Origin of the sequence: Colwellia sp. BRX8-4, assembly GCF_014077345.1 — a bacterium.
GTDB lineage: Bacteria > Pseudomonadota > Gammaproteobacteria > Enterobacterales > Alteromonadaceae > Colwellia_A.
Window position 1 is genome coordinate 35,124 of sequence record NZ_JACGVS010000001.1, and the last position, 26,330, is coordinate 61,453.

A 26,330-nucleotide genomic window follows, 5' to 3' on the forward strand; every position below is an offset into this window, starting at 1 on the left:
TTTCTCTGACTAAATTACCGTGACGCTATTTCCCTATTTCCGATTTTTTCTCATTTTATACTTCTGCTTTGCCATGCATATTGTTCTTGAAACACCCGGTGGCACAGGGCTTTATTTGTCATTCAATGTTTTTGGTTGGTTAATCGCCACCATACTTATTTCTTTAGGTCTTTGGCAAATTACTATTAATAAAAAAGTCATTCTTAGTAAATTACAGCTTTACAGTTTATTGGGGTTTCTGTGTTTATGTGTGCCTATGTTTTATGGCAGTGAGTTCAGTGACCACGCTATTCCACGCTTACTAGGTTTGGCCGGTGGTTTATTGCTTCTGTTATCTTTATATCAATTTGATGAATTAAGAAATAACCCTCAACAAGTTCTCTGGTGGATATTAATTGCCGTTGCTCTACAAGCAAGTTTTGGCTTAGTACAATATTTTATTTTAGAAACAGGTGATTGGGGTGGTTATAAGATGGGAATTAGTCGGCCTCACGGCAGTTTTTTACAACCTAATGTTATGGCAAGTTTTATGGGCTTAGGCATCAGTTTGAGTTTATATTTAACTGTCGATGTTGACAAAAAAAAATATGCTTTCCTAAAAAAATGGTTTATTTACATCACACTATTTAATACCAGCTTTCTGATTATTCCACTTTCTTCAAGAACAGGTTACTTAGTAGTTATAATCACAAGCTTATTGATAGCGCCATACCTATTTTTGGTCAATAAAAAACAATTGACTAAATTATTGTTGATCGTACTTTCAGCTTTATTTTTAGCCCAACTTAGTATTGTCGACAAACCTAGTAACCTAATCGAAAAAAGGGTTACAAATATTACGGCTCGTTCTGATATTTATTTAATATCAATCAAAATGATATTGGAAAAACCAATATTTGGTTTTGGCTATGGAGGATTTGAACGTAGTTATCTAGATTTTAATAACCAGTTAAAATTAGATACTTCAGAGATTAACCATCCATTACTGATGTTATCACACCCTCACAATGAAGTTTTATATTGGGTCAGTGAAGGTGGAATTGTTGCTTTATTAGGAATGGCTTTTTTCTTTGTGGCCTATATGAAAAGCTGGCTAAAAATAAATAATAAGCTCGCCAAGCGATTAGCCATTTTAGGATTGATTATCCCATTACTGCTGCACAGCCAATTAGAGTTTCCTTTTTATAGCTCAATAAGCCACTGGTTTATATTCATAATTTTATTATGGTTTACTGATATACAAGGTAGTAGTGATAAAAATAATTTTTCATTCGATAAAACCTTTTTATTACGTTTTGTTGCGGTTTTATTACCTGTTATTTTCCTACCTTTTTTAGCGACAACTCTACATACGGGTATTATCATTACCGCATATGAAAAAAATGGTCACCAAAATATAGAATCATTTGAACAAATCATTAACCCTGTAGCTTGGCAAAGTCGATTTGAGGCTAATATATACAGCCTCATATTAATCTCAGGACTTAAAGAAAAGAATACTGGCAAACTGCAACAATATATTGATTGGGGGTTAAGTCGTGTGCGCTATAAACCTCGTCCGAGTGTTTATTCAAAGATACTACTGTGTTTAAGTGTTTTAGGAAAAAGAGAACAATACGAAGAAGTACTTAAAGAAGCAAAGCACACTTACCCTCTTATTGATGTTTGGGGTAAGAACTTAAAGCTGAATGATATTAAGTGACATAAAAAACCAAGCATTGCTCGGTTTCTTATATCGATAGAGCTGTTATTGATTAGTTACAATCAGTCACTATACTTTTAATATCTGGTCTTACCGTATTGCTTGCACCGGTTGCATTGTATATTGCCTGACAAGTTGTAGGCTCTGCCGCATCATTATGAGTAAAAGTTCCAGGAGTACCAGAAACTTCAGAAAAATCACTACCCGTAGAGTCTATTTCAAGTAACAAACCAATAGTCTCCTCTGTTGGCCAACCACCAGCAAACACAATAGTTGAACCTGCGATACTAAGACTGCCATTAGCAGTTCCTGAAACTAAAGCTTTGGCACGAGCTAAATCTGCGGCTGAATTTAATGCACCTTCAACAGCCTCGACTGTAGCTGAACGTGCATCACCAGTCAAATTAATAAACTTAGGTGCTGCCGTTGCCGCTAAAATACCTAAAATAACGATAACAATAACTAATTCAATTAACGTAAAACCGGCTTGCTTTTGTAATTTTTTCATAATTTACCTTTTAATTTAATTTTAAATTTTTATCTATCTAACGATTAGTTTGTTACTGCAATATTAATCTCTACACGACTAGTCGCAGGATAATAGGTAAAATTGTTGCCTATATTTGCTACACCCGGGTCAACAAAAGCCCCCGTTGTTGCGTCTTTATTCAATGTTTCTGTTAAATAATAAATACAATGTGAGTCAGCGACATCACCTGTTTCAGCAACAATATAATTTGTTGTACTGTCTGAGTTAGCAAATGTTTCTAATGTTGGAGGTTGTTGAAAAATATTATCCCAAATTTCTTTACAGTTAGCTGCGTTGAAGCCATCACCTAATGTTGCCCCATCGGTTAAACCCGTTACATAACCAGGACGCACACCTGCTGCTTCAGTGGTTAATGTTAGACTCACACCATCATAAACTGTGGTGTTATTTGTGCCAGTAGTCGTGCGCCCTTCAGCTTCCCACTGAGCTCTAGCTAGAGAAATACCCGTTGCAAAACCACCTGCCATACCTTCGATGTTGGCTTGTTTAGCTTGATCAGTTAAATCAATAAATTTAGGAATGGCCGTTACCGCTAAGAAACCTAAAATAACCACAACAATGACTAATTCAATGAGTGTAAAACCTGCTTGTTTTTTCATCACAACCTCTTCTATCGTTTTGCTAGCGCTTTGACTAGTGTTATAAATTGATTCTAACAACGATTTACTAATAAAGTCACTTACTTAGTGTACTTTTATAGCATTATTAACGTATATAAAACAAATTCACTACTTTTTATTAATGTATCTTTATTTCAGTAACCTTACCGTTGCTTGGGTGATATTCAAAATATTCACCCGAAGGTAAGCTATATTGGCAAAGATATTTTTGTTGCTGCCCCACTTGATTAGTTTTTATATTGACTATTACTGCTGAAATAGGCTGTTTTATATAAATCATAGGTGTTGCTAACACTTGTTGCCATATTTTCTGACACTCGTTTTCATTACTTAGGTTATTTACAGTTGCTATATCAACCCAACCCAATTTGTTTACGGCAATGCGATTATTTTCGCGATCGCCATTGACTGCTGTTGCTTCTTTGATCAAGACCCAGGTGGGTTTATTATCCATAAACCATTGCGCATGAATACCTATAACTCGTGCGGAAAATGTATTGGCAACAGAATCAAAACCTACACGTGATAAATGCTGCTCTTGTTTAAAAAAATAATAGAGGAATGTCGCCATAAGTAAGCCAATCATAGCGAGTATGATCAGATTTTCAGCTAACGACTTACCCTTTTTAGCACTTACCTGTTGTAATGTCATATTATAACTAACTTAATCCATAAAAATTATTAGGCTATAAATACCTCAACGATTAAATCAACAAGCTAAATTGATCTACGTTTCAAGTCATAGGCTCATTACATTGATAATAATCAAACGTAACAATTAAAGACAAACACTATTTACCTTTAAAGGCCGACATCATGTCCCACATTGGAGTAAATATACCCAGTGCAAGCACCAATACCATAGCGGCAACAATAGCGATCATTATCGGCTCAATACGAGCCGTTAACGTACTCAGTTCGTAATCAACCTCGCGTTCATAGTAATCACCGACTTCTTCTAGAAGCTCGTCTACTCGACCGGTTTCTTCACCAACAGCCACCATTTGTAAAACGAGAGGCGTAAATAACTTACTGGCATTGGCTGAGCGCAATAAACTATCTCCACTTTCAATACCACCGCGCATGGCTAAAATTTTATCTCGCATATAAGTGTTATCTACGGCGTCTGCAACTAAGGTTAATCCTGTTGTTAAAGGAACACCGGCTTTAAGTACAATGGCAAATGTATGGGAAAATCGTGACAGAATAGACCGTTCAATCACCCCTCCGACAACCGGTAATTTTGTTTTTAATCGGTCCCATAAATACATACCACGTTCAGTTTTTAAATAATTTTTTAGGCCAAAGAAGCCAAATACACTTCCTACAAGCAGATGAGGCCAGTAGTTTAAAAAGAAATTCGAACTGGCAATTAGCATTTTTGTAGTCACGGGTAAGTCAGCACCTAATTTTGCAAACATATTTGCAAATGTAGGAACAACAAAAATATTCAAAATGACCATAGCAATCACAATGGCGCCGAGGACAAAACTTGGATAACGTAAGGCGGTTTTTATTCGTTTACGGGTGTCTTGCTCTCGTTCAAGATAATTGGCCAGCTTTAAGAACGAACCATCTAGCTGCCCGGTATTCTCGCCAACATGGACTAACGAAACAAATAGAGGTGAGAAAAGCTTAGGGTATTTACTTAAAGCGGTTGAAAGGGTGTAGCCGCCTTCTAATTGACTACCAATATCAGTTAAAGCAACTTTTAATTTATCAGATGTACTTGATTCTGCCATACCGTTGATCGCGCGTAATATTGGCACGCCCGAACGAACAAGTGCATACATTTGTCGACAAAAGACAATGAGTTCATCCAGTGATATAACAGAAAAGCCCAGTAAATCACCAATATCTATATTTGCTATATCAGTTGAACCGCTATCTTTTGATTTATTAATAGCAACGGGAATAATGCCTTGACGTGACAATTGCTCAGCAACCGTATTAGCGTTTGTTGCTTCTATTGTCCCTTTAACTTGTGAGCCGCTAGCATTTCTGCCTACGTAACTAAATATAGCCATAAGTAAGTCTACTCTTAACCCTGAACGTCAATACTATCAACTAAACGAAGTACTTCTTCTGCGCTAATAATACCCTGTTTAGCATAATTAAATGCCGCTTGTGCTATCGGTGTGAAAGTAGGATTAGCTTTTGCTAATTCAGTGAATGCCTCAGCATCATCACGTTTTAAAGCCGCCATCATCGCATCATTCATTTCTAATAATTCGAATACACCTATACGTCCTTTATAACCTGTGTACTGGCATGACTGACAGCCACGACCTTTTTTATAATTGGCTGTTGTGGCTTCATCGCCAGCAAGATGAGTCAGCCACATCATTTCTTGACTGTCTGGCGAATGGTCTTCAAGGCAATATTCACAGACTTTGCGTACTAAACGTTGTGCAATCACCGCGCGTAGTGAACTACCAACAAGAAAACCCGCTGCACCCATATCAATTAATCGTAAGGCACTGGTAATGGCATCATTGGTATGCAGTGTTGATAGCACTAAGTGACCTGTTAATGCGCCACGCAAACCAATTTCGACCGTTTCTTGATCTCGCATTTCGCCAACCATAATAATATCGGGATCTTGACGAAGCGCAGTACGTAGCACGGTTGAAAAATTTAAATTGATTTTTGGTGCGACTTGCACCTGATTTATCCGAGGTAGACGATATTCTACGGGGTCTTCCACGGTAATAATTTTTTTACTCGCTTGGTTAAGTTCGGTTAACGCGCCATACAAAGTTGTTGTTTTACCACTACCTGTTGGCCCTGTAACTAGCACCATACCATGTGGCCGGGTAATTTGGTGACGAACACGGGCGACTAAGTCGGCAGGCATTCCAATTTTATCGAGAGACAGCAAACCTGCAGACTGGTCAAGTAATCGCATAACGACCGATTCACCGTACTGCACTGGCATAGTAGACATACGCACATCAATATTATGGCCTTTAATTTGAAGATTAAAACGGCCATCTTGTGGTAAACGTTTTTCTGAAATATCTAAGCCTGCCATTAGTTTCAATCGTAAAACCATGGCTGAGGCAATTTTATTTTCTTTTAATATATTTTCTTGTAATACTCCATCTATTCGCTGACGAATGCGCAATAGATTTTCATCTGGCTCAATATGGATATCAGAGGCACGCATCTGCACCGCATCTTCAAAGACCGATTGTAATAATTTACCAACTGTTGCATCACCGCTGTCATCTGAAAATGTTGATGATAAATCAAAATCAGTGGTTTGTTCATACTCTTCTTCTAACTGACTGGCGAATGATTCTATATCTGCTGTGCGTCGATACAAGCCATCAAATGCTTGATAAAGCTGTGACTCCATGACTACAGCAAGGTTTATTTTTTTCGGAGCAAGCATTCTTTCAAGCTGGTCTAGACCACTTAAATCAGCAGGGTCGCTCATCCCTAGCAAGACACTTTCACCTTGGTCTTCAATGATTAACGCGCGTAAACGACGTGCATGAACCTCGGGTAATAATGAAGCAACTTCATTGGGAATACGACGTTGACTAATATCTAAGAAAGGTACATTAAGCTGTTGCGCTAAGAACTCTTGTAATTGACGCTCGCCGATGTGGCCAAGTTCAATTAAGGTATCACCTAGTTTTCGTCCTGTCGCTTTCTGGCTATTCAGTGCCTGCATTAATTGTTCATTAGTAATGATATGCTCGTGTACTAATAAATCGCCTAGGCGCATTTTTAATTTAGGTGCTGCCATAATTATTCTCCCAACTCGATAATACGCTGACGGGCAAAATTCTCAGCGCTTGCAGATAACCCTGTTTTAGATAATGCGTTTTGATACGCTGTACTTGCTTGCTTAAATTCACTATTACTGTCCAAAGCTACGCCTAAGCCTAACCACCATCGCCCCGAAGTAGGTTCGATATTAACTAAAATTTGGTAGGCTTGTGCAGAAAATGTGAATTCCTTAAGTTGCTGCGCTGTTGTTGCGCGTAAACTCTGATATTCGACATTAATAACATCATTGACATTCGGCATATTATTTAAAGTGGCGAATGCTTGTTGTAGTCTGTTTTGCTGTAAATAAATTCGAGCTTGCATCACCCGAAATTCGCTATCATCAGGGGATAAGTTAATGCCTTGAGAAAGTAAGTTTAACGCAGCAGCATAAGATTGACGGCCAAACCATAAAGCCGCTAAATGTTTTCTCGCTGTTTTATGTGTTGGTAGAACTAATAATACATCTTCGAACATAGTCTCTGCTTTAGAAATATCATTGTTGGCAAGCGCTTGCTCAGCACGTTTTAATTTTTGCTCAGCAAGTTGATAAGGCGTTAGTGCTTTGCGAGATATTGTTAATGTTGATTTTTTCGCTACTGGCGCTAAAGAGTCAATTGACGCTTGTTGAATATTTGAGTCATTCACTAAGCCACTATTTTTTGTCTCTGGTGCATCAATCTTACTGAGCGCTTCTTCGGTTGTAATATTCTGAGACAAAGTTTCAGCTAAATTAGCTTGGTTTAAGTCAACTTGAATTAGCTGTTCTCTTTTCAAATTATTATTCAAACTAGCCTGTTTAGATGCTACAACGCTATTTTTGGTCATGTTTACTGGTTCAGTGCTGTTCGGTGGTTGCGCTAAACTTTCATTTATTACGACCTGATTTTGCTCGGCTTTTTTCCCAACTCGATTAATTTCTGAAGAATTAGACATTTTTAATGTTTGGTTTTCAACATACATTTGCCAAACAAAAATACCGCAAATGTTTAATAAAATAATCATCAATAAACCGATAAAAACAGTTTTTTTATTTAAGGACGCTGAGGAAACAGGTACGGTAAAATCACTCGAACCTTGTTGTTCAGCTTTACGCTGATCTAAATCTTTTAACATCTGGTTAATTACGCTCAAGCTATCACTCCATAATTTTTTAAAACATAGACAATTAAGATGGCTGAAATGATCAGACCCGTAATACTTAAATAGCCTTTAACATTGCTCGCTTGAGTTGTTGCTTCGGTATCTTCTATCGCTACAGATAAATGCTTGTTCGTTATCTGATATTGACCTTGGCCATAACTTAACATCAACATTTTATGACATAACACATTAACTAAACGTGGGATCCCTAAACTAACTTTCGCCACCTTCTTCGATATGGCGGCACTAAATAAAGAAGCACCTTTATAGCCAGCAACTTGCATACGATGTTGAATATAACGTTGAACTTCTGGCGCTGTCATCGCACGTAATTTATAAGAAAAAGTGATACGTTGCTTTAACTGCCTAAATCTTTTCGTCGCTAAGCGCTCATCTAATTCTGGCTGTGCGAACAGCACAACTTGCAAAAGTTTACGTGTTTCAGTTTCCAAATTAGTAAATAAGCGTAAAGCCTCAAGGCTTTCTTCTGGTAAAGCTTGTGCTTCATCAAGTATAAGCACTACCGAATGACCGGCTAAATGAAGTTCTAATAATCGCTGTTGAATACGTTGAGTAAGCAATTGCACTGACATTCGCTGTGCTTGTTTGATACCTAATTCAACCGCAACCGCTCGTCGTAATTCATCAGGTTTTAAATAAGGGTTAGGAATATAAGCGGTTACAAAATGTTCGGGTATTTCATTAAGCAGTTTACGGCAAAGTAGGGTTTTACCCGTACCGACTTCACCGATAACTTTTATAAAGCCTTCACCTGTTTTTAGCGCGGTTAGTAAGACAGCTAACGCTTCGTTATGCGGCTCTAACCCTACATAAAATGCAGTATTTGGTGTTAATGTAAACGGAAGTTCCGTTAAACCAAAGTGGTAAAGGTACATAGATTTTAGCTATTATTCATTGTCGCTAGAATCATCAGACCTACCTTTTTCACTTTGAGAAAAATCATTTTCCTCAGGAAACCATTGTTTCAATAATGAGCGAGCATCTTGTAATTGATTTTTCCAAGTATCCTGGCCAATAACAATCGGCTTTAACATGATCACCAGTTCTTTTTTCTGGGTAGTTTCACTTTTACTTTTAAATAACTCTCCCATAAATGGAATATCGCCCAAAAAAGGTGTTTTTGAATCTAACATCACTTTACGTGTTTCTATTAACCCACCAATCACCACTATTTCACCTGATTTAGCACGAATAATAGTATCGGACTCACGTACGCTACTTTGTGCAAGGGGTAAAATTATTTCTTCACTGCCAAGTTTAATAACTTTAGTCTGCTCATCAGTTGAAGTAACTGAAGGATGAACATGAAGAATAACCTCACCATTACCATCTATTTGAGGGGTAACATCCAAAGCAATCCCTGAGAAAAAAGGGGTTAGGTTAATTTCAGGTGTAGTAGTAGTTGACGTACCGGTAGTCGTCGTACTTGAAACCTCAGTAACATAATATTCATCTCCACCGACTTTAATTACCGCTTTTTGATTATTGGTAGCGGTAATTCTTGGGCTTGACAATACTTGTACATTTCCTTGGGTAGAGAGTAAATCTATAACACCTGAAAAATCGTTATTGTTAATGGTAAGGTTACTTGTGCCACCAATAGTATTTGAAATAACATTGCCAGCGATGGAGCCAGACGTTGAAAAAGCTAAGTTAGTGCTACCAATACTGCCTAAAATTTGATCCCATTTAACACCTTGCTGATAATCATCGTTGAGCGTAACTTCCATAATCTTAGCTTCAATAATGACTTGGCGACGTAAATGAGTTTCTGTATCGTTAATAAAACTCTTAATGACTTTTATTTCATCTGGAAAAGCGCGAACAGTCACTAAGCCTGCTTGCGGAGAAACAAAAACTGAACGGCCTTCTTCAGAACCTACCAATACCGTTAGCGTTTCTTTTAATTCAGCCCAGAAGTCAGATGTGGTCTCAGTATAAATATTAATACCGCTACTTCCTTGTTGACTATTTTGGTTGTTTCCACCACCTGAATTACCAGAATTGTTTGAATTACCGTTTGAACTGTTATTTGAGTTATTACCACTACCTTGGTCATTTTCTGACACGCCACCAGAATTAATACTAGTACTCGACATGCCTGAGCGTTTAACAAACAAATAATTTAGTGGAATAGTTTCAGTGCGAATACCGGCTGGGTAAACTTGTACTATTTTACCACTACGTCTAATTTCATAGCCATAAACCTCTTCAACAACATCAAGCACTTCATTGAGCGTACTGCTTTTCAAGTTCAAGGTAATCGTACCGCTTACGTCAGGATGCACAACAACGCTGTACGCTGACTCGTCGACTAAAGCTGCGAAAAACTCTTGTGCGCTAACATCGCTAGCGGCAATTTCTAAGCGTTTTTCTGCCAATAAACCCTCTCGAGCTTGGCTAACATTACGTTGCATTAATTCTTGCTGAATAGCACTTGGCACTTGTTGCAATGCTTTAGGCGCAGGTTTACTCGATTCTTCAATCGCTTTGTCTAGTGCATTAATCATTTCAGTTGGTTTATCTGGCGCCGTTTGACAACCAAACAAAGTTAACAGTAAGGTGAAACAATAAAATTTTCTTTGAGTGTTTTTCATTTGATCATATCTTTTCATTTTGATTTAACCACGACACTAGAAAAAACACTGAGCTTTAAGCGTTTTTCTGCTGAACGTAAGACCACGCTGGTATTGTTCACAGCTACTAATTCATATTGGCGAATAAAATCACCTATTTTTAACACTTGGCCATTAATAACAGCAGTGTGTACTTCTACACCATGAATAATACTTTCTAATATTAATTCTGCTTTCGGTGTCGTTTGAGCTTTACTCATTGATGAAAAATCAGTACCTGAAAGCGGTTTAGTTGGGTCAACATCTTGAGCGTTAGCCACAATAGAAGTCAGCAAAATTATAAAAAAAATACTGTTGAAAGTTAAGATTTTAAACACCTATAAACTCCCGTTTAGTACTTAAGCTGTACATTTCTATTTCTAACTCACTCACTGGGTATTCTTTTAGCTGGTAAGTAAACTCTTGCCAAAAAAACTTCCAAGATAATGCTTCCAGCTGTGTTAAGTAGTCACGTAATTGAAAGTAACTACCGCTGAGTTTAATTTTTATCGCATGACGATAAAGTATCATTTCTGGCTGGTCAGAGCTAACGACAGCCGTTTTAGTGCCATCATCGGTAACCGCAGTCGCTGTACTAGCGATGTTCATCGGCTGTGCAGCAATAACTTGAAATGATTGTAAAGAAACACCTTTCTGGGTTTTTAATAACTGCATTAACGCGTAACGCATTTGAACAGGGTCTATTAAGTCTGAGGTAAGTTTTAATAAATTTACATCAACCTTATTTAATTTATCTTTATATTGTGAAATTTGCTTATTTAATGATTCGTTAGGATCTTTTGACAAGCCTTCTTCAAAAATTAATATAGAAGCTTTAGCTGTTCGATTGTCGTTGTTCACTTGTATAATTTGCTTATCAAGCTTAACAATCTTTAGCGCGTTATCATCAATAAAGAAGTTATGAATAATAAATATAATGGCAACTAACCCAGTTAATAACACCATATATTGTTCACGAGGAGTAATCGTTAAATATTTTTCACTATACGCTTGCCATTGTTTATTCATCGGCGCCTCCGGTCTTTGATTTAGAACTAACTAAAAATTCGGTAAGCTTTTGCTCATTTTCGTTAAGAGAAAAATTAATAAATGATTTACCTGATAAAAACTTTGATGTTTCAAATTTAGCTAACCATGCGGGTACCGCTTCTGGCGTTCGCGCCACACCAGAAAACGTTAAATCTTGATAAGTAATATTAACATGCTGCAAACTAATGTCTTTATGATGCATTAAAGACAGTTCTGTCATCGATGAGGCAAAGCCTGCCACCGAAGTATGAGTGCGATCAGTTAATTCATTCAGTAGCACACTTTTATTTTTCAAAACAATTTTCAACATTGCTAGTTCTTCAAGCACTGTTACGTCTGCCCTGTTCGCTTTGAGCTTATTTTCTAGTTGAGCAAGTTGGTTATCTTGATTAGTTTTTATTTGAGAAAGCGCTACGTACTTAGCCGTCAATTCAGTTACTTGATAAAGGTTGAAAAAAGTCCAAGACAACATAAAGACGAGAGTTAAACACCAAAGCATAACAACGCGGGGTAAAGTCACCAGCACTTGTTTAGGCAATAAGTCTTGTTGTAGTAAATTAATTGAATTTTTTGCCATTATTTTATTGGCTCCATATTATTCAATTTTGTTGCTCCTAAGCTTACCGCAAACTCTCGTGCATGGTTAAAACCTTCAGGCATGGTGAATAAGTTCACAGCAACATTGGTGTTTTCAGCCAATTTACGTGCAAGTAACGCCTCATTAGCCATCGGCACAATAACTTCAATACTGCGTATAGGTGCTTGTTTTAATTGACGTTCAAAATAGTCAGTTGAGCGTTGAATTTCAAGGTTTAAATTATCAACAATGCCAAACGATAACTCTTCTTCTGTTTTGGTTGCAATATGAGCAAAACCACGTAAACGACGAGAGAAGAATACTTTGCCTTGCTTAACGATCAATAAAATTATTTCTTCGTTAGGTTGCTGACATACCATTAAACAGGCATCATCTTTCACTGGCAATAAACTGGCAAAGGCGAATTCTTCGGTAGTAATCGACTTCAATATTAGCCCATCTTGATTAAGTGGACCAATTAAGGCTAATAATTCTTTTTTAGAAGCACAAACAACGTTTATTTTGTCATTGCCACCAGAAAGTGTTGGACCGTCAAAATAATCGAGTACCATATCTTCTGGAGAATGGTTAACGAGATCTTTAATCTGCCATTTTAAAGCGGCGTTTAATTCATTATCGGGAATATTGGGTTTGTCGACTTGCAATATTTGGGTTTGTGATGAAGCCAGCACTAGATGACATTGCCCTTGCAACTGATACTTTTCTTTTTGAATTTTAATCTGTTGAGGATGCTCTGCCAATGGCGAGTTAATTTGTTGAAACTGAGATTCCCCCTGCTCTGGACAAGAAAAAAAGGCAAAAGAATGCTGATGTAAACTTACACCTAACAAGTCTTTGGACTCAACTTTGGAGAAAAAATTATTTATTTTTTTAATAAGTGACATTTATCAATATTATTATTTATAGTCAGATGTCTATAAATCATTATCCCCTATTCCATTGAAGGCGCAAGTTTTTTATCGAGTAGTTATATTTAAGTAAAGAATAACATTACCTTTTATGAAAACAGAATCTCCTTTACAGAAAATCATCCACCCTTTATTTGAGAAGCATCAACTCTCTGTTTCGATCAAACGAGACGACATTATTCATCCGATAATATCTGGCAACAAATGGCGTAAATTAAAATTTAACTTACGCCACGCCCGAGCACATAACTATATTGGTGTGATAAGCTTTGGTGGTAGTTTTTCTAATCATATTCACGCCCTCGCCTTTGCTTGCCATAAGCAGGGGTTAAAAAGTATCGGTATTATTCGTGGTGAAAAAGAATATGCGAGTAACTTCACCCTCTCGATGGCGCAGCAATGGGGCATGGAACTGCACTTTGTTGACAGAAAATCCTATCGACTTCGTGAAAACAAGGAGTACTTAGCTCAATTACAACTCACATACCCTGGCTATTTAATTGTGCCTGAAGGCGGCAGTAACACCTTAGCATTAGCTGGCGTTGGCGAAGTCATAACTGAATTAAATCAACAATGTGAATTTGATACTTTAGTAACGCCTGTGGGTAGTGGTGGTACATTAGCCGGACTTATAAAAGCAGATAATAATCAGCATAATCTTTTAGGGATTGGCGTATTAAAGCAAGATGGTTACTTAACAGAACAAGTAAATAGCCTGCTCGGTGATAATCTACATTTCAGTAATTGGCAAATAATGCCAGAATTTCACCGTGGCGGTTATGCTAAATTTAGTAAAGAAGATGTGGAGAAAATATTAAGCTTTAGCCAACAAACAGGTTTCATTTTTGAACCTGTATATTCAGGAAAAATGATTTTAGCGTTATTAGACTTAATAGATCAGCAGTATTTTCCTAAAGGACATCGCCTCGTCTTATTACATACTGGTGGTTTACAAGGTATTGGCGGTTTAATTGAACGAGGTTTACTTAATGCTAACGACTGGAGTATACCTACTTTTTGATGATATTTTAGAGGGGAATTATTTTACAGTGATAATTTTCAGGTAAAAATATTTATACTATCGGAAACAATAGGCAAAAAAATACCGCTATTCTTAAAAAGAAATAACGGTATTTTATCAACGTAATTTAGCGAACTAAATTAAGCTTCAGCGATAACAACAACTTTAATGTTAGTATCAACATCGTTGTGTAAGTGAATTGCGATTTCGAATTCACCCGTTTCACGGATTGTACCTAAAGGCATACGCACTTGAGCTTTCGCTACTTCAACGCCTGCTTCAGTAATTGCATCAGCAATATCTTTAGTACCGATAGAACCGAATAATTTGCCTTCTTCACCCGCAGATGATGCGATAGTGATTTCAGCCAATTCAACGATTTTAGCAGCTTTAGCTTCAGCAGCTTTTAAAGTTGCTGCTAATGCTGTTTCAATTTCAGCACGACGTGCTTCAAAATGTTCAACGTTAGCTTCAGATGCAAAAACTGCTTTACCTTGCGGTAATAAGAAGTTACGTGCATAACCAGATTTAACTGATACCTTGTCACCAAGGCCGCCTAATTTGGCGATTTTATCAAGAAGTATTACTTCCATTTTCAAAACCCCTTTTTAGGTTACTTATGTAAATCAGTATATGGTAATAAAGCTAAGTAACGAGCACGCTTGATCGCACGACCAAGTTGACGTTGATATTTAGCGGCAGTACCAGTAATACGGCTAGGAACGATTTTACCACTTTCAGTGATATAGTTTTTCAGTGTAGCAATATCTTTATAATCGATAGAGGTAGCACCTTCCGCTGTGAAGCGGCAGAACTTACGACGTCTAAAAAAACGAGACATGGATTTCTCCTAAATATGGTGTCTTTATTGGGTAGATTAACCAACCAAAAAAACCACCTTAATTAATCATTTCAATATGTTGAGCATGTAAGACAAGAAGTGGGTTACCATTTCTTGATTCATGACGGTTTATAAAACCAGTCACTTTGAGCTTACTGCCCGCAATTAAATCACGAGTTAAGTTTTGTGACAGCTCACCTGTTGCGACAACCTGTATCCGGACAAATGCTTGTCGGTTCATGCCAGCTTCATTTTGTATGGACTTATGGTCCATTGAAAACTGACAATGCTGAATACCTGCAGGGCTTGTTGATTTTTTCGGTGGTTTTACCACTTCACCTACCAACACAAGGCAATTCTCATAAAGAGAGTTTGTCACGAGTTACTTATTCGCTCGCAGCTTCTTCTGTAGTTTCAGTAGCAACTGGTGCTTCTGTAACAGCTGGAGCATCTTTCTTAACTTCGCGGCGATCGTCGCGACGTTCTTCTTTAGCAGCAGCCATTGCTGACGCTTCTGTTACTGCGTCTTTAGTACGCATGATCATGTTACGAATAACAACATCATTGTAACGGAAAGCTGTTTCAAGCTCATCAATAACTGCTTGTGGCGCTTCAATGTTTAATAAAACATAGTGTGCTTTGTGCAATTTATTGATTGGGTATGCTAATTGGCGACGGCCCCAGTCTTCAAGACGGTGGACTTTGCCTTCAGCAGCATTGATCAAGTCTGTATAGCGCTGGATCATGCCAGGTACTTGTTCACTCTGATCAGGGTGAACCATAAATACGATTTCGTAATGACGCATTACGAGCTCCTTACGGTTGTAGCCTCATTAGCTGGCTCAGCCAAACACCAGAAAGAGGCAAGGAACAAAAAGTTCGGGCTGAATTAAGGTCGCGAAGTGTAGTAAATATAAGCAGCGAAGGCAAGATAAATATAAGGATACAGGGCAATAAACAAAAAAATCACCAAGAAAATGACTTCTTTGATGATTTTATTGAGGTTTAAAGCTGTGGCACAACTTAACTACCATAAATGTAGGTAAACATTAACGGCGTTGGCGTACTATTTCAAACAAACAAATGCCGGTAGCAACAGAAACATTTAAACTTGAAACACTGCCAGCCATAGGTAATTTAACTAATTGATCACAGTTTTCACGGGTTAATCGACGCATACCTTTGCCTTCTGCGCCCATCACTAATGCCATTGGGCCAGCTAATTTCTCATCGTACAAACAATGATCCGTTTCTCCTGCTGTACCAATAATCCAAACACCATTGTCTTGCAACTGTTTCATCGTACGTACTAAATTTGTCACTTGTACCAATGGCACGGTTTCAGCTGCACCAACAGCAACCTTACGCACTGTTGCTGTTAAGCGGGCCGCATTATCTTTTGGAACAATAATAGCCTGTACACCGGCCGCATCTGCATTTCTAAGACACGCACCAAGATTATGAGGATCGGTGACACCATCAAGAATTAATAAAAAGGGTGTTTCATCTTTTTGTTTGGCTTGGGCTAGAATATCAACGAGATCATTTTCGGTGTAAGTTTTTCCTTGGGTAATACGTGCTAAGACGCCTTGATGCTGTTCGCCATCACTTTTTTCATCAAGGACCTTACGGCTAACAAGCTGGGTGGATATGTCATACTTTTTTGACAAATTAATGATCGTCATTAACCGTTCATCTTCACGACCTTTTAATAAAAAAAGCTCAATAAAGCGTTCTGGAGCACGTTTAATTAATTCATTAACAGCATGAATGCCAAATACTAATTCGTCTTGTTTTGCCATGTTATTCTCTTTTCAACTTCTTCTTTAATTACTCTATATCGAGCTTCATTACGTATCGGTCGAACGTTAATCGTTACGACTTTTTAACCGATATTACTCAGCCGTTTTACGAGCATTTTTACCTGGACGTTTTTTTCGTGCGGTACGCTTTTTAGCTTTTGATTTTTCTGTTTTCTTGTCTTTTGGCTTTTTAGGCGCTCCTTTGTCGCTAGTTCCCTTGGGCCTATTAAAGCCCTGATCGGCGTTTTTTCTCAGCCCTGTACTTTTAGCTTTCGATTTACCATCAGGTTTACCACTACTTTTCGGGGCTTGTTCACCCGACAAAACGAGATCTATTTTTTTCTCATCTAAGTTTACTGCGGCAACATTAACTTCTAAAACATCACCAATACGATATTTAGTGCCCGAACGTTCACCGCTCAAACACATGCGAACATCATCAAAGTGATAATAGTCATGCCCTAAAGAGGTTATATGAATTAAGCCTTCGATATGTAAATCGGTTAAGCGTACAAATAGACCAAAATTAGTAACGGTTGAAATAACACCGGTGAAAGTATCACCAACGTGATCTTGCATAAATTCGCATTTCAACCAATCAGCAACATCACGAGTCGCATCATCAGCACGACGTTCGGTCATTGAACAATGCTCTCCTAGTTCAATAACTTCTTCAGGTGAGTATTGGTAAAATCCGGCATTCGCTTCATTACTTTCGTTAGCGCTTTGTGCTTGCTTTGCCAGAATCGCTTTAATCACTCGATGAATAACCAAATCTGGATAACGACGAATTGGCGAAGTAAAATGACTATAAGACTCGAGTGCTAAACCAAAATGTCCTAAATTTTCACTTTGATAAACTGCTTGGCGCATAGAGCGCAGCAACATGGTTTGGATCAACTCTTGGTCTGGACGACCTTGAACATGGTTTAAAATATTAGCGTAATCAGCAGGTTCAGGTTGCTCTCGTGTTGGCAAGGATATGCCGAGTTCAGTTAAATAACTGACAAAGTTTTTATACTTATCTTCACTCGGTTTGTCATGAACACGGAATAAGCCCGGCATTTGGTGTTTTTCTACAAATTTTGCCGTTGCCACATTCGCTAAAACCATACATTCTTCAATGATTTTATGCGCATCGTTACGAATAAGCGGCACAATCGATTCTATTTTACGATCACTATTAAACAAAAATAGAGACTCGGAGGTTTCAAAGGCAATGGCACCACGATTAGTTCGCGAGGTCTTTAATGCTAAATACATTTGATATAAATTTTCTAAATCGCCGACTAATGGCTGATATTGTTCGCGCAACGCTGCCTTTTCGGTTGCGTCTTCACCCGATAGAATTGCTGCTACTTTACTATAAGTAAAACGAGCATGTGAGCGCATAACCGCAGAGTAGAACTTACTACCCGACAACTCACCTGACGCACTGATAGTCATTTCACAAACCATACATAAACGGTCAACATCAGGGTTTAATGAACATAAACCGTTAGATAGTTTTTCCGGTAACATAGGAATAACTTGGCTCGGGAAATACACCGAATTACCACGAGATATAGCTTCATCATCAAGCGCTGTACCATTACGTACGTAGTAACTTACGTCGGCTATAGCCACCCATAAACGCCAGCCACCGGATTCTTCAGGCTGACAGTAAACAGCATCATCAAAATCTCTGGCGTCTTCGCCATCTATAGTAACTAGCGGTAAGTCACGTAAATCAACTCGTGAAATTTTTGCTTCGTCTTCGACTTCGTCTGCTATTGTTGCAACTTCTTCAATAACGCTAGCCGACCATTCGTGCGGTAAATCATGCTCACGTAGAGCAATGTCAATTTCCATGCCTGGTGCTAAATGGTCACCTAAGACTTCAATCACTTCACCTACGGCATTATTGCGTTTTGATGGGCGATGCAGAACATTGACCACCACCATTTGTCCGTGGCGTGCACCAAGCTTGCTTTCGGGTTCAATCAAAATATCTTGTTTAATACGCGCATCGTCTGGAACAATATAAGCGATACCATGTTCAACATAGAAACGGCCAACAATACCGGCTTTACGCGGTTCAATGACTTCAATTATTTTAATTTCTTGTCGGCCTTTACGATCGGTACGATCCACTAAAATAGCGCTAACAATATCACCATGGAATACACGTTGCATTTCATGAGATGAAATATAAAAATCTTTGCCTGGCTTCTCACCTTTAGCAATGTCAGGTATAAAAAAGCCAAAACCATCACGATGACCGGTAACTTTACCCGTGATCAAACTATTTTTGGCAGGAATGACATATTGCTTAAGTTTATTAAAAACAAGCTGACCTGCATTTTCCATAGCACGCAAACGCCTCTTTACGCCAACATGATGCGTTTCATCATGATAATTCAAAGCTTTGCATATCGCTTTAAAATTAAGTGGCACAGCAGAGTTTTCTATTACTGATAATAGTAATTCTCGACTCGCCACTGGATTGTCGTATTTTTGTGCTTCGCGTTTTTGATGAGGATCTTTCAGGGGATAAACTCGATTAATGTGTTAATACAGCAATTATATACCTATACCCGTTACCATTCAAAGCGTTGGTTTTAAGTGGTAATTAAAAACGCTGTCGATAGACATTAATTTTATCGAATGATGATGCTTTTTTAAATTTTAATAACGCAATATAAATCGGTTAGGCATATGTTAATTAATGAATTTATTAGCTAAAGCCATTAAGAGAGTAATGCGATAAAAAATGTCATCACATGAAAAACAGCTTAAAATTTACCTTCTTTGGCTGAATTAACAACATGCTCTGGCATTTTATCTGCCAATGCTGATAATATTTTTGCAATTTGCTGATGAATTTTTTTATCATCGGTAACTGAGTGATGAAGTTGTGTATATAACTCTGGGTAGTCTAATGGACTACCATAGCCTTGTGCATAAATATCCGCTAAACGGATCTGTGCTTTTAAATTATTTACTGCCGCGGCTTCTTTGAGATAAAACATTGCTTTTTCTACATCAACCTGCATAAATTTACCGGTATGGTAGTAACGCCCCAGTTGTTCAAGTGCCTCAGGCAAAGCTTGGTCTGCAGCATTTTTCATAAAGTGAAGTCCAAGCGGCACATCTTTTTTAACACAGACACCATACGCTAGCATATCCCCCCAAAGAAATTGGTACGAAGGGTATTCTGATTTAGTGGCTCGTGCTTCAATGTCTTGTACAAGCTGACATTCGTCGAGCACAACTTGCCCCAAATGTTTATTCTCTTTAATCAAACCCAAAAGCTGGTTATCTGTATAAATTTGCACTGCTTCAAGTTTTTGACCATAGCAGGTATTACTTATAAAAAATAACAACGCTAAAATTACTAATAAAAATCGCATAAATGACAATCCAAAAATTCAAAAAAATATATAAGCATTAACTTATTATCGGCTGAACATAAAAAAGGTTAAGTAATAAAGACTGACATTTTTTTGTTGCCAACAGCCTCTCTTATCAACGATTAAAGGTTAAGCAATATTAATACCATTATCTCAACTACCTTAGCGTTTAAAAGTGATGTTTTAGTAAATATAGCGATTAACAAAGGGGACCTGACTAAGCCCTTGCACAATAGCTCTGAAAAGAACACAATTAAAACGGTTTCATAAAACAAGAAATGATTATGTCAGAATTAGAAATTGAGCAACTAATCGCCAACTCAAAAGCTAATGAAAACATTGCACTAAAGCTATTTGAAATAGAAAAAGAAGTACTTGAAAGTAAATCTTGTGAAGAACTTATCCAACGTTTGTTGAACTCCATACAACAAAAATTTGATATCACTGAGATTACTTTACTTTTGGTTGAACCAACACCGATCAGCTATTTATTCAATGAACGATTGCAATCGAATTGGCAACAACGACATAGTAACAAAATATCTTTAGAGCAGCTAAAAGCTTTTCATCATGACAGTAAACCTTTCCTAACGAATGATTTAGATAATTTACCTGCTGTTATACCTACTGAATTACTTATAGAAGCACAATCTATTGCGCTTATTCCCTTAATACTAGAAGGGCAACTTTTTGGTAGCCTATTGTTTTCTGATAGAGATAAAAGTCGCTTTAGTAATATACTCGGCACCTTTCATTTAGAGCAACTCGCTACTAAAGTAAGTTTGTGCTTATCCAATGTGCTCATTCGAGAGCAACTTGAATACATGGCACATTATGATCGCTTAACCGGTGTTGCCAACCGTCGTTTAATGGAAATTTTTATTGCCGAGGAGTTAGTACGACAGCAAAGGTATGGCGTTCCCTTTTCACTATTATTTGTTGATTGTGATGATTTCAAACAAGTTAATGACCGATACGGTCATGATTGTGGTGATAGAGTACTGGCTTATATAGCGACAAATTTACAAGGATTAATAAGAGAAAATGACCGCTGTTTTCGTTTCGCAGGCGATGAATTTGTTGTGGTATTGGCAAGCCAAAAATACCAAGAAGCAGAACTAGCAGCAAAACGTTTAAGCGAGTTTTTTATCAAAAACCCTATGCCTTATCAACAAACAGTTTTACCCGTTACAATAACCTGTGGGGTAGCAGCAAGTGATGGTAAACGTTCTATGGACGAACTGCTAAAAGAGGCGGATACCCATTTATATCAACTAAAGAATAATAGAAAACAGCTGCTAGTTTAACGAGTATATTATTTATGATTGTTGAAATTGAAATTTCAGGATTATTAAAAGGGCATTATGTGGTTGATATCGCCAAACAACGAGGCGCTTACAGCTTAACAACCCCTGGCCATATAAAAAATATCAAGGTTATAGGTAATTTGCGTAGCAGGGGCGTCGAAAGTTTATTAATTGATACCAGCAAAACACTCACCTTCGATGCCGATAATAATATTGTTGGTCGTATAAAAGAGACGCCCTTACCAGCAAGTAATAAATCCCCCATTATCTTAGAGATAAGCAAAGCAAAAAAACTCTTTAATCAATCAAAAGAGATTCAACGGCAAGTATTTTCAGATGCTCAACAAGGACGAAATATAAACTTAACACCCGTTATTGAAATAACGAATAAAACCATTGATACCGTATTTAAAAATGCGGATGCCTTAGCCTGTGTGATCAATATCAGGAAAAAAGATGAGTACTTACTCGAGCATTCAGTATCGGTTTCTGTATTAATGACGATTTTTGCGCGCTTTTTAAAAATAGACAAAAAAATAATTCAGTTACTTTCAGTTGGTGCTTTTTTACATGATGTCGGTAAAATTAATATCCCAGATAGCATTTTAAATAAACCGGGTAAGTTAACAGAAGCTGAATTTACCATTATGAAAAGCCACGTAAACCATTCGATAAAAATAATAGAGTCGACGCCGGGTATTTCCGAATTGAGTCTTGAAGTTGCTGCACTCCACCATGAGAAGCTCGACGGCACTGGCTACCCTTATAACATCCCTAAAGAAAAAATCACGAAATATGGTCGGATGATTGCCATTTGTGACATTTTTGATGCCCTAACCGCCAACCGTTGTTATAAAGAGGGTTATAGCCATATAAAAGCATTTAGTATTTTACGAAGTTTGGCGCAAAAAGAGCATTTAGATCAGCGTTTAGTCGACTTATTTATCAAGTGTATGGGTATTTATCCTGTTGGTTCATTAGTCGAATTGAGTTCCAATAAACTGGCTATTGTCGAAAGCAGAAATGATGGCGATCCAATCAATCCTAATGTGCGTTCATTCTATAATTCTCTAGATGGCCGTTACGTAATGGCTGAAGATATAAATTTATCCGACAATGAAGACTTTATTGTTCGAGGGGTAAGAGCCGATGATTTTGATCTAGATATGAACAAAATCATCGAATTTCTTTTAATGGAAGGGTAAAGGTCTTAAACCTTAAACTTCGATGTTGCCTTCTGTAATTGAATGGCATTTTTATCAACTAAATGAGCCACATTACCAATCTCTTCGATCGCCGTTTGAGTCGCTCCAAAACTGTTATACATCTGCTCTATATTATTAACAACGGTCTCAGCAACGCAAGATTGCTCTTCTGTTGCCGTAGCAATTTGGCTGTTCATTGAACTAATATGACCGATTTGTTCTTTTATATTTGTTAAAGATTTATCAACTGCAAGTGATATTTCCTCATTGGTATTTGCTTTTTCTCGCGCTAATCCCATGGTACTTACCGACTGGTCAGCCGCTGAAATGAGCTTATCTAGTAAACCACGAATCTCAGTAGTAGATAACGCTGTTCTCGAAGCTAAACTTCTAACTTCATCTGCAACTACAGCAAAGCCTCGGCCTTGCTCGCCCGCTCGAGCCGCTTCAATGGCAGCATTTAACGCTAATAAATTTGTCTGTTCGGCGATTCCATTAATAACATCAAGAATTTTATTCATGTTCTGCGAGTCTTTAGCCAGCCTATCAACCACATCCGCTGCATTACCAATTTCGTGGACTAATTCACCTGAGATAAGTAAAGAACGCTGAACATTCTCCATGCCTCGATTAACTTCTGCTTCTCCAGAACCTGCAGCATTTGCGGCTTCTGCGGCAGACTTAGCAATATCAGTAACACTAAATTGCATTTCAACCATAGATTGTTTTGTTATTTCAGCCACTTCTGCTTGGCTTTGTACATTAGCATCAACATCACGTACCTTTTCAGCCAATTGTTCAGCACTTTTGGTAAGGGGTGGCACAACATCAATGACATCTGAAACAATACCTCTTAGCAACTGAGTAAAAGCATTAAAGTTCTTAACAACACTGCCTAATTCATCCTGACTCATGACTTCAATCTGGTTGGTTAGATCACCATCACCTTCTGCCAGTTCTTTTAAAGAAGCATCAATATTTAATACTGAATGACTAATTGAACGTGCGATGACGATACTCAATAGTGACATCATAACCAAAAGTAAAATACCCACTAAAATACTTAAATCTCTTGAGTCACTAGAGTTAGCCACTGTTTCTTCAACCAAGGTATTAAATACTTTAGCCGCCTTTTCTTTTTCCTGGGTTAAGCGGTCAGTAACCTTTTGGTAAATATCTGCTTTATTATCAATACTGGTCTTTGTTGAGGCCAATTGAAAATCGATTTCTTCCTTGATAAATCCTACTGAAATATTTCGCGCGATGTCATTATACTCGTTGCTTAATGAGACTAGAGTAGAAGTATCGGAAAACGAGGGTTCAAGTGAATCAATACGCGTTAAATTACCGGTTAACACCGTAACTAACTGACTAGCTTGATCAACTAACTCTTCATCACCAAAAGAGACACTCTGGTTGTAGAGCTCATCTACACGTTGCCAAGTACTGACATTTTCACTGGTTAAGTTAACCAAATGAATCGTAGTATTTTGAATTTTTTGTAATAATATTTGGTTTTTAGAGATGGCAGTAATGTTAATAAGTAAATTAATAACAAAGCTCAAAATTGCAATCGCTAGTATTGCTAATATTTTATGAAATATAGGTAATTCTTTAAAAAACTTCATATTTATCCTAATCGTAAATGGCGTACGATGCACCGTACATTGTTAAAATACTCAAATAATAAGCCCTTCGGGCCTTCAAAAATTTTTAACTACTTTTACATTAGCATTTTCTTAAGTTGAGCTTACATGAAACTCAATGACTAGACTCCGTTCTACACAATGCTCTAAATCTGCTAGAAGTGCTTATCAAGCATACACTCCACAAGAAAGTCTGTTGTTATTCAATCACTAGGCTAAGTTCAACTTATTATAAATCATAAGGTGATTAGCTGGATACGTTTTTAGTAATCTCATGATAAATGGCTGTAGCCACCTATTACTTTACCAGCATTAACGCGAGTAAACACCAAAGATTAATTCACCTTTTTTAATAAAACTGAAAGTAGGTACAGTGAAGGTACTATTCATTTACTCTCGTGGAGCACTTTAAAGAACTTCTTCTGTTGACTATGAGTAAGTATATTTATTAAAAGTTAAGTTTATAGTTCTAATAAAATCAAGAAAACAATAAATGTTTCTTATACTTGTACGAATAGAAGAGCAGGTGCCGGTGAGCTAAATAAAAAGAATAAGGGATTATATTTACGAAGTGATGAATAATGAGTCGCGAAAAATCAGCCTTAACTTTTCACGACTCCTCATATTATTTTCTAAAGTTAATTCCTGACTGGGCTGAAAAATAAGCAAATAGGGTGTAAACCGCTGTTGCTTGCTTTAAGTCTTCAGGGTTCACCTTGTCCAAGGTATCGTTCTCTGTGTGGTGATAATCAAAGTACTTGGTACCATCAGGTGCAAAATTCATGCTTGGCATACCCGCAGCGCTCATCACACTCATATCTGATTGTGCTTGTGCATTATTATCGTTTGATAATTCAACGCCTAATGGCGCAAGATGCTTAGCAAGGTCGTTAATTGCCGTTAATGACTCTTTACCAACACCCGAAGTCATTTTATAAATTTGACCAACACCAAAGTCCCATTCAGCGCCAATGATATGATTATCCATATTTTTTTCATGGACCTCCATATATTTTTTTGCACCTAATAAACCCACTTCTTCAGCTGCAAAAAGAATGACGCGTATAGTGCGCTTTGGACGTATAGGTAATTGAGCAATATGGTGAGCAGAGGCAAGCATCATAGCAACACCCATACCATCATCTAATGCACCCGTACCGACATCCCAGCTGTCAAGGTGGGCTCCAATTGAGACAATTTCATCAGGAAATTCGCTACCGGTTATTTCACCAATGACATTGGCAGAAACAGCTGTTATTTTAGCATCAGTATGGCTGGTTAATTTTAGATAAAAGCTAACCGGTTTATTACGCTTTAATTGATTAACAAGTAAGTCTGCGTCAGGATTTGAAAGCGCAGCTGCAGGAATTTTTTTCACGCCAGCCTCATAACGCATAATGCCGGTATGAGCTATACGGTTATTGTCTGTACCTACAGAACGCATAATTAATGCTGATGCCCCTTTTTTAGCCGCTACAACTGCCCCACCCACACGCGTACCTACGGCTGGACCATAGCCGTTACCGTCGATATGCTCTTCCATTTGATAAGAAACAAATGCAATTTTTCCATCTAAACTGTTATCTGGTGCCGCGATTAAGTCAGCTAAGGTTTCAAAATGTGCAACATCTCCAATCAACCCTTCTTCACTGGTAGCAATACTGCCACCAAGAGCAATGGCGACGACCTTATGAGGATAAGGCGAGATTATTTTCGCTTGTGCTTCACCACGTTGCCAAAAAGTACCCGTGACTTCTTCTGTCCACACTTTATCAAAGCCTAAAGCGTTCATTTTAGCTTGCGCCCAAATGACAGCTTTTCTATCACCTTCTGAACCCATTAATCGATGCCCCACTTCCGTGGTTAAAGATTCTAAGACTTGATAGGACAAATTAGATTGCAGAGCGGTATTTTTTAATTGTGTCAGTTGCTTAGTTTCTGATTCAGTCAGTGTTGCCGCTGAACTTGATAAAGCTAACAAAGTACTACTGAAAACAAGCGTTTTTATTACAGATTGAAAAGGCACTTTAAGCATTATATTCCCTTTTATAGATATTATTGATTGTAGAATTAATTCAGTATCAAGAATCTTGCGCCGACATGCAAATAGGTTCGCCTTAAAAAAGTGG

The 26,330-nt window shown here is 37.7% G+C and carries 25 protein-coding genes; 4 read left to right on the plus strand and 21 right to left on the minus strand.

The window, feature by feature from the left end; translation table 11 throughout:
* The first annotated feature begins 73 nt into the window (after nucleotides 1-73).
* A complete protein-coding gene (locus H4J56_RS00155; protein WP_182251065.1) occupies nucleotides 74-1,702 on the plus strand; it encodes a PglL family O-oligosaccharyltransferase in 1,629 nt (542 codons plus the stop codon).
* Nucleotides 1,703-1,754: 52 nt separating this feature from the next.
* Here H4J56_RS00155 and H4J56_RS19855 read toward each other — a convergent pair whose 3' ends face one another.
* From H4J56_RS19855 to H4J56_RS00215, 12 genes are all read right to left on the minus strand, one after another.
* On the minus strand, nucleotides 1,755-2,210 hold the full coding sequence (locus tag H4J56_RS19855) for a prepilin-type N-terminal cleavage/methylation domain-containing protein (RefSeq protein ID WP_182251066.1): 456 nt from the start codon (nucleotides 2,208-2,210) through the stop codon (nucleotides 1,755-1,757).
* A gap of 44 nt (nucleotides 2,211-2,254) precedes the next feature.
* A complete protein-coding gene (locus H4J56_RS00165) occupies nucleotides 2,255-2,851 on the minus strand; it encodes a type II secretion system protein (protein WP_182251067.1) in 597 nt (198 codons plus the stop codon).
* A gap of 139 nt (nucleotides 2,852-2,990) precedes the next feature.
* Nucleotides 2,991-3,524 carry a hypothetical protein gene (locus H4J56_RS00170; RefSeq protein WP_182251068.1) on the minus strand — a complete coding sequence of 178 codons (534 nt, stop codon included), beginning with the start codon at nucleotides 3,522-3,524 and terminating at the stop codon, nucleotides 2,991-2,993.
* Nucleotides 3,525-3,663: 139 nt separating this feature from the next.
* Nucleotides 3,664-4,899: a type II secretion system F family protein gene (locus H4J56_RS00175; RefSeq protein ID WP_182221272.1), complete on the minus strand. Its 1,236-nt coding sequence runs from the start codon at nucleotides 4,897-4,899 to the stop codon at nucleotides 3,664-3,666.
* A gap of 14 nt (nucleotides 4,900-4,913) precedes the next feature.
* On the minus strand, nucleotides 4,914-6,629 hold the full coding sequence (locus H4J56_RS00180; RefSeq protein ID WP_182251070.1) for a GspE/PulE family protein: 1,716 nt from the start codon (nucleotides 6,627-6,629) through the stop codon (nucleotides 4,914-4,916).
* Nucleotides 6,630-6,631: 2 nt separating this feature from the next.
* Nucleotides 6,632-7,786: a lipopolysaccharide assembly protein LapB gene (locus H4J56_RS00185; protein ID WP_182258690.1), complete on the minus strand. Its 1,155-nt coding sequence runs from the start codon at nucleotides 7,784-7,786 to the stop codon at nucleotides 6,632-6,634.
* Nucleotides 7,783-8,691 (minus strand): ExeA family protein, encoded by a 909-nt coding sequence (locus tag H4J56_RS00190; RefSeq protein ID WP_182215554.1) that lies wholly within the window; start codon nucleotides 8,689-8,691, stop codon nucleotides 7,783-7,785. Before H4J56_RS00190 ends, H4J56_RS00185 begins: the two co-directional genes overlap by 4 nt.
* Nucleotides 8,692-8,703: 12 nt before the next feature.
* Nucleotides 8,704-10,413 carry a pilus (MSHA type) biogenesis protein MshL gene (gene mshL / locus H4J56_RS00195; protein WP_182215556.1) on the minus strand — a complete coding sequence of 570 codons (1,710 nt, stop codon included), beginning with the start codon at nucleotides 10,411-10,413 and terminating at the stop codon, nucleotides 8,704-8,706.
* Between the two features lie 14 nt (nucleotides 10,414-10,427).
* Nucleotides 10,428-10,712: a hypothetical protein gene (locus tag H4J56_RS00200; protein WP_182221275.1), complete on the minus strand. Its 285-nt coding sequence runs from the start codon at nucleotides 10,710-10,712 to the stop codon at nucleotides 10,428-10,430.
* A 49-nt stretch (nucleotides 10,713-10,761) separates the two neighbouring features.
* Entirely contained in the window at nucleotides 10,762-11,460 is a 699-nt protein-coding gene (locus H4J56_RS00205; RefSeq protein WP_182258691.1) for a hypothetical protein, read from the minus strand.
* On the minus strand, nucleotides 11,453-12,058 hold the full coding sequence (locus H4J56_RS00210) for a PilN domain-containing protein (protein WP_182221277.1): 606 nt from the start codon (nucleotides 12,056-12,058) through the stop codon (nucleotides 11,453-11,455). Before H4J56_RS00210 ends, H4J56_RS00205 begins: the two co-directional genes overlap by 8 nt.
* A complete protein-coding gene (locus H4J56_RS00215) occupies nucleotides 12,058-12,963 on the minus strand; it encodes an MSHA biogenesis protein MshI (RefSeq protein WP_182258692.1) in 906 nt (301 codons plus the stop codon). Before H4J56_RS00215 ends, H4J56_RS00210 begins: the two co-directional genes overlap by 1 nt.
* A gap of 115 nt (nucleotides 12,964-13,078) precedes the next feature.
* Here H4J56_RS00215 and H4J56_RS00220 point away from each other — a divergent pair, with 115 nt between their 5' ends.
* Nucleotides 13,079-14,008 (plus strand): 1-aminocyclopropane-1-carboxylate deaminase/D-cysteine desulfhydrase, encoded by a 930-nt coding sequence (locus H4J56_RS00220; RefSeq protein WP_182251072.1) that lies wholly within the window; start codon nucleotides 13,079-13,081, stop codon nucleotides 14,006-14,008.
* 140 nt (nucleotides 14,009-14,148) lie between these two features.
* On the opposite strand, the gene rplI is transcribed toward H4J56_RS00220, so the two are convergent.
* From rplI to H4J56_RS00255, 7 genes are all read right to left on the minus strand, one after another.
* Nucleotides 14,149-14,601 carry a 50S ribosomal protein L9 gene (rplI, locus tag H4J56_RS00225; protein ID WP_182175428.1) on the minus strand — a complete coding sequence of 151 codons (453 nt, stop codon included), beginning with the start codon at nucleotides 14,599-14,601 and terminating at the stop codon, nucleotides 14,149-14,151.
* A gap of 20 nt (nucleotides 14,602-14,621) precedes the next feature.
* A complete protein-coding gene (gene rpsR / locus H4J56_RS00230) occupies nucleotides 14,622-14,849 on the minus strand; it encodes a 30S ribosomal protein S18 (RefSeq protein ID WP_070375547.1) in 228 nt (75 codons plus the stop codon).
* Between the two features lie 58 nt (nucleotides 14,850-14,907).
* A complete protein-coding gene (gene priB / locus H4J56_RS00235) occupies nucleotides 14,908-15,198 on the minus strand; it encodes a primosomal replication protein N (RefSeq protein ID WP_083277989.1) in 291 nt (96 codons plus the stop codon).
* A gap of 37 nt (nucleotides 15,199-15,235) precedes the next feature.
* Nucleotides 15,236-15,655, minus strand: a complete 420-nt coding sequence (gene rpsF / locus H4J56_RS00240; protein ID WP_070375545.1) for a 30S ribosomal protein S6 — start codon at nucleotides 15,653-15,655, stop codon at nucleotides 15,236-15,238.
* Nucleotides 15,656-15,898: 243 nt separating this feature from the next.
* Nucleotides 15,899-16,651, minus strand: a complete 753-nt coding sequence (rlmB, locus tag H4J56_RS00245) for a 23S rRNA (guanosine(2251)-2'-O)-methyltransferase RlmB (RefSeq protein ID WP_070375544.1) — start codon at nucleotides 16,649-16,651, stop codon at nucleotides 15,899-15,901.
* A 93-nt stretch (nucleotides 16,652-16,744) separates the two neighbouring features.
* Nucleotides 16,745-19,132, minus strand: coding sequence for a ribonuclease R (gene rnr / locus H4J56_RS00250; RefSeq protein WP_404842628.1), 2,388 nt, complete (start codon nucleotides 19,130-19,132; stop codon nucleotides 16,745-16,747).
* A gap of 293 nt (nucleotides 19,133-19,425) precedes the next feature.
* The gene (locus tag H4J56_RS00255) at nucleotides 19,426-20,043 is read right to left on the minus strand and encodes a tetratricopeptide repeat protein (protein ID WP_182221279.1); all 618 of its coding nucleotides are present in this window, start codon (nucleotides 20,041-20,043) and stop codon (nucleotides 19,426-19,428) included.
* Between the two features lie 284 nt (nucleotides 20,044-20,327).
* On the opposite strand from H4J56_RS00255, the gene H4J56_RS00260 reads away from it, so the two are divergent.
* Together H4J56_RS00260 and H4J56_RS00265 are read left to right on the plus strand one after the other, a co-directional pair.
* The gene (locus H4J56_RS00260; RefSeq protein WP_182258693.1) at nucleotides 20,328-21,350 is read left to right on the plus strand and encodes a DUF484 family protein; all 1,023 of its coding nucleotides are present in this window, start codon (nucleotides 20,328-20,330) and stop codon (nucleotides 21,348-21,350) included.
* Between the two features lie 14 nt (nucleotides 21,351-21,364).
* Nucleotides 21,365-22,555, plus strand: coding sequence for an HD-GYP domain-containing protein (locus H4J56_RS00265; protein ID WP_182221281.1), 1,191 nt, complete (start codon nucleotides 21,365-21,367; stop codon nucleotides 22,553-22,555).
* A 5-nt stretch (nucleotides 22,556-22,560) separates the two neighbouring features.
* On the opposite strand, the gene H4J56_RS00270 is transcribed toward H4J56_RS00265, so the two are convergent.
* Nucleotides 22,561-24,183 carry a methyl-accepting chemotaxis protein gene (locus H4J56_RS00270; RefSeq protein ID WP_182258694.1) on the minus strand — a complete coding sequence of 541 codons (1,623 nt, stop codon included), beginning with the start codon at nucleotides 24,181-24,183 and terminating at the stop codon, nucleotides 22,561-22,563.
* Nucleotides 24,184-24,826: 643 nt separating this feature from the next.
* Nucleotides 24,827-26,236 (minus strand): M20/M25/M40 family metallo-hydrolase, encoded by a 1,410-nt coding sequence (locus tag H4J56_RS00275; protein ID WP_220465214.1) that lies wholly within the window; start codon nucleotides 26,234-26,236, stop codon nucleotides 24,827-24,829.
* Nucleotides 26,237-26,330: the final 94 nt, after the last annotated feature.

Excerpts from the sequence above, each read along its gene's own strand:
- H4J56_RS00275 (WP_220465214.1), bottom strand. The coding sequence starts at position 26,236 with ATGCTTAAAGTGCCTTTTCAATCTGTAATAAAAACGCTTGTTTTCAGT.
- mshL (WP_182215556.1), bottom strand. The coding sequence starts at position 10,413 with ATGAAAAACACTCAAAGAAAATTTTATTGTTTCACCTTACTGTTAACT.
- H4J56_RS00190 (WP_182215554.1), bottom strand. The coding sequence starts at position 8,691 with ATGTACCTTTACCACTTTGGTTTAACGGAACTTCCGTTTACATTAACA.
- H4J56_RS00205 (WP_182258691.1), bottom strand. The coding sequence starts at position 11,460 with ATGAATAAACAATGGCAAGCGTATAGTGAAAAATATTTAACGATTACT.
- H4J56_RS00180 (WP_182251070.1), bottom strand. The coding sequence starts at position 6,629 with ATGGCAGCACCTAAATTAAAAATGCGCCTAGGCGATTTATTAGTACAC.
- H4J56_RS00215 (WP_182258692.1), bottom strand. The coding sequence starts at position 12,963 with ATGTCACTTATTAAAAAAATAAATAATTTTTTCTCCAAAGTTGAGTCC.
- H4J56_RS00260 (WP_182258693.1), top strand. The coding sequence starts at position 20,328 with ATGTCAGAATTAGAAATTGAGCAACTAATCGCCAACTCAAAAGCTAAT.
- H4J56_RS00220 (WP_182251072.1), top strand. The coding sequence starts at position 13,079 with ATGAAAACAGAATCTCCTTTACAGAAAATCATCCACCCTTTATTTGAG.
- H4J56_RS19855 (WP_182251066.1), bottom strand. The coding sequence starts at position 2,210 with ATGAAAAAATTACAAAAGCAAGCCGGTTTTACGTTAATTGAATTAGTT.
- H4J56_RS00170 (WP_182251068.1), bottom strand. The coding sequence starts at position 3,524 with ATGACATTACAACAGGTAAGTGCTAAAAAGGGTAAGTCGTTAGCTGAA.
- rpsR (WP_070375547.1), bottom strand. The coding sequence starts at position 14,849 with ATGTCTCGTTTTTTTAGACGTCGTAAGTTCTGCCGCTTCACAGCGGAA.
- H4J56_RS00265 (WP_182221281.1), top strand. The coding sequence starts at position 21,365 with ATGATTGTTGAAATTGAAATTTCAGGATTATTAAAAGGGCATTATGTG.
- H4J56_RS00210 (WP_182221277.1), bottom strand. The coding sequence starts at position 12,058 with ATGGCAAAAAATTCAATTAATTTACTACAACAAGACTTATTGCCTAAA.
- H4J56_RS00255 (WP_182221279.1), bottom strand. The coding sequence starts at position 20,043 with ATGCGATTTTTATTAGTAATTTTAGCGTTGTTATTTTTTATAAGTAAT.
- H4J56_RS00155 (WP_182251065.1), top strand. The coding sequence starts at position 74 with ATGCATATTGTTCTTGAAACACCCGGTGGCACAGGGCTTTATTTGTCA.
- rlmB (WP_070375544.1), bottom strand. The coding sequence starts at position 16,651 with ATGGCAAAACAAGACGAATTAGTATTTGGCATTCATGCTGTTAATGAA.
- H4J56_RS00175 (WP_182221272.1), bottom strand. The coding sequence starts at position 4,899 with ATGGCTATATTTAGTTACGTAGGCAGAAATGCTAGCGGCTCACAAGTT.
- rpsF (WP_070375545.1), bottom strand. The coding sequence starts at position 15,655 with ATGCGTCATTACGAAATCGTATTTATGGTTCACCCTGATCAGAGTGAA.
- H4J56_RS00165 (WP_182251067.1), bottom strand. The coding sequence starts at position 2,851 with ATGAAAAAACAAGCAGGTTTTACACTCATTGAATTAGTCATTGTTGTG.
- rplI (WP_182175428.1), bottom strand. The coding sequence starts at position 14,601 with ATGGAAGTAATACTTCTTGATAAAATCGCCAAATTAGGCGGCCTTGGT.
- H4J56_RS00270 (WP_182258694.1), bottom strand. The coding sequence starts at position 24,183 with ATGAAGTTTTTTAAAGAATTACCTATATTTCATAAAATATTAGCAATA.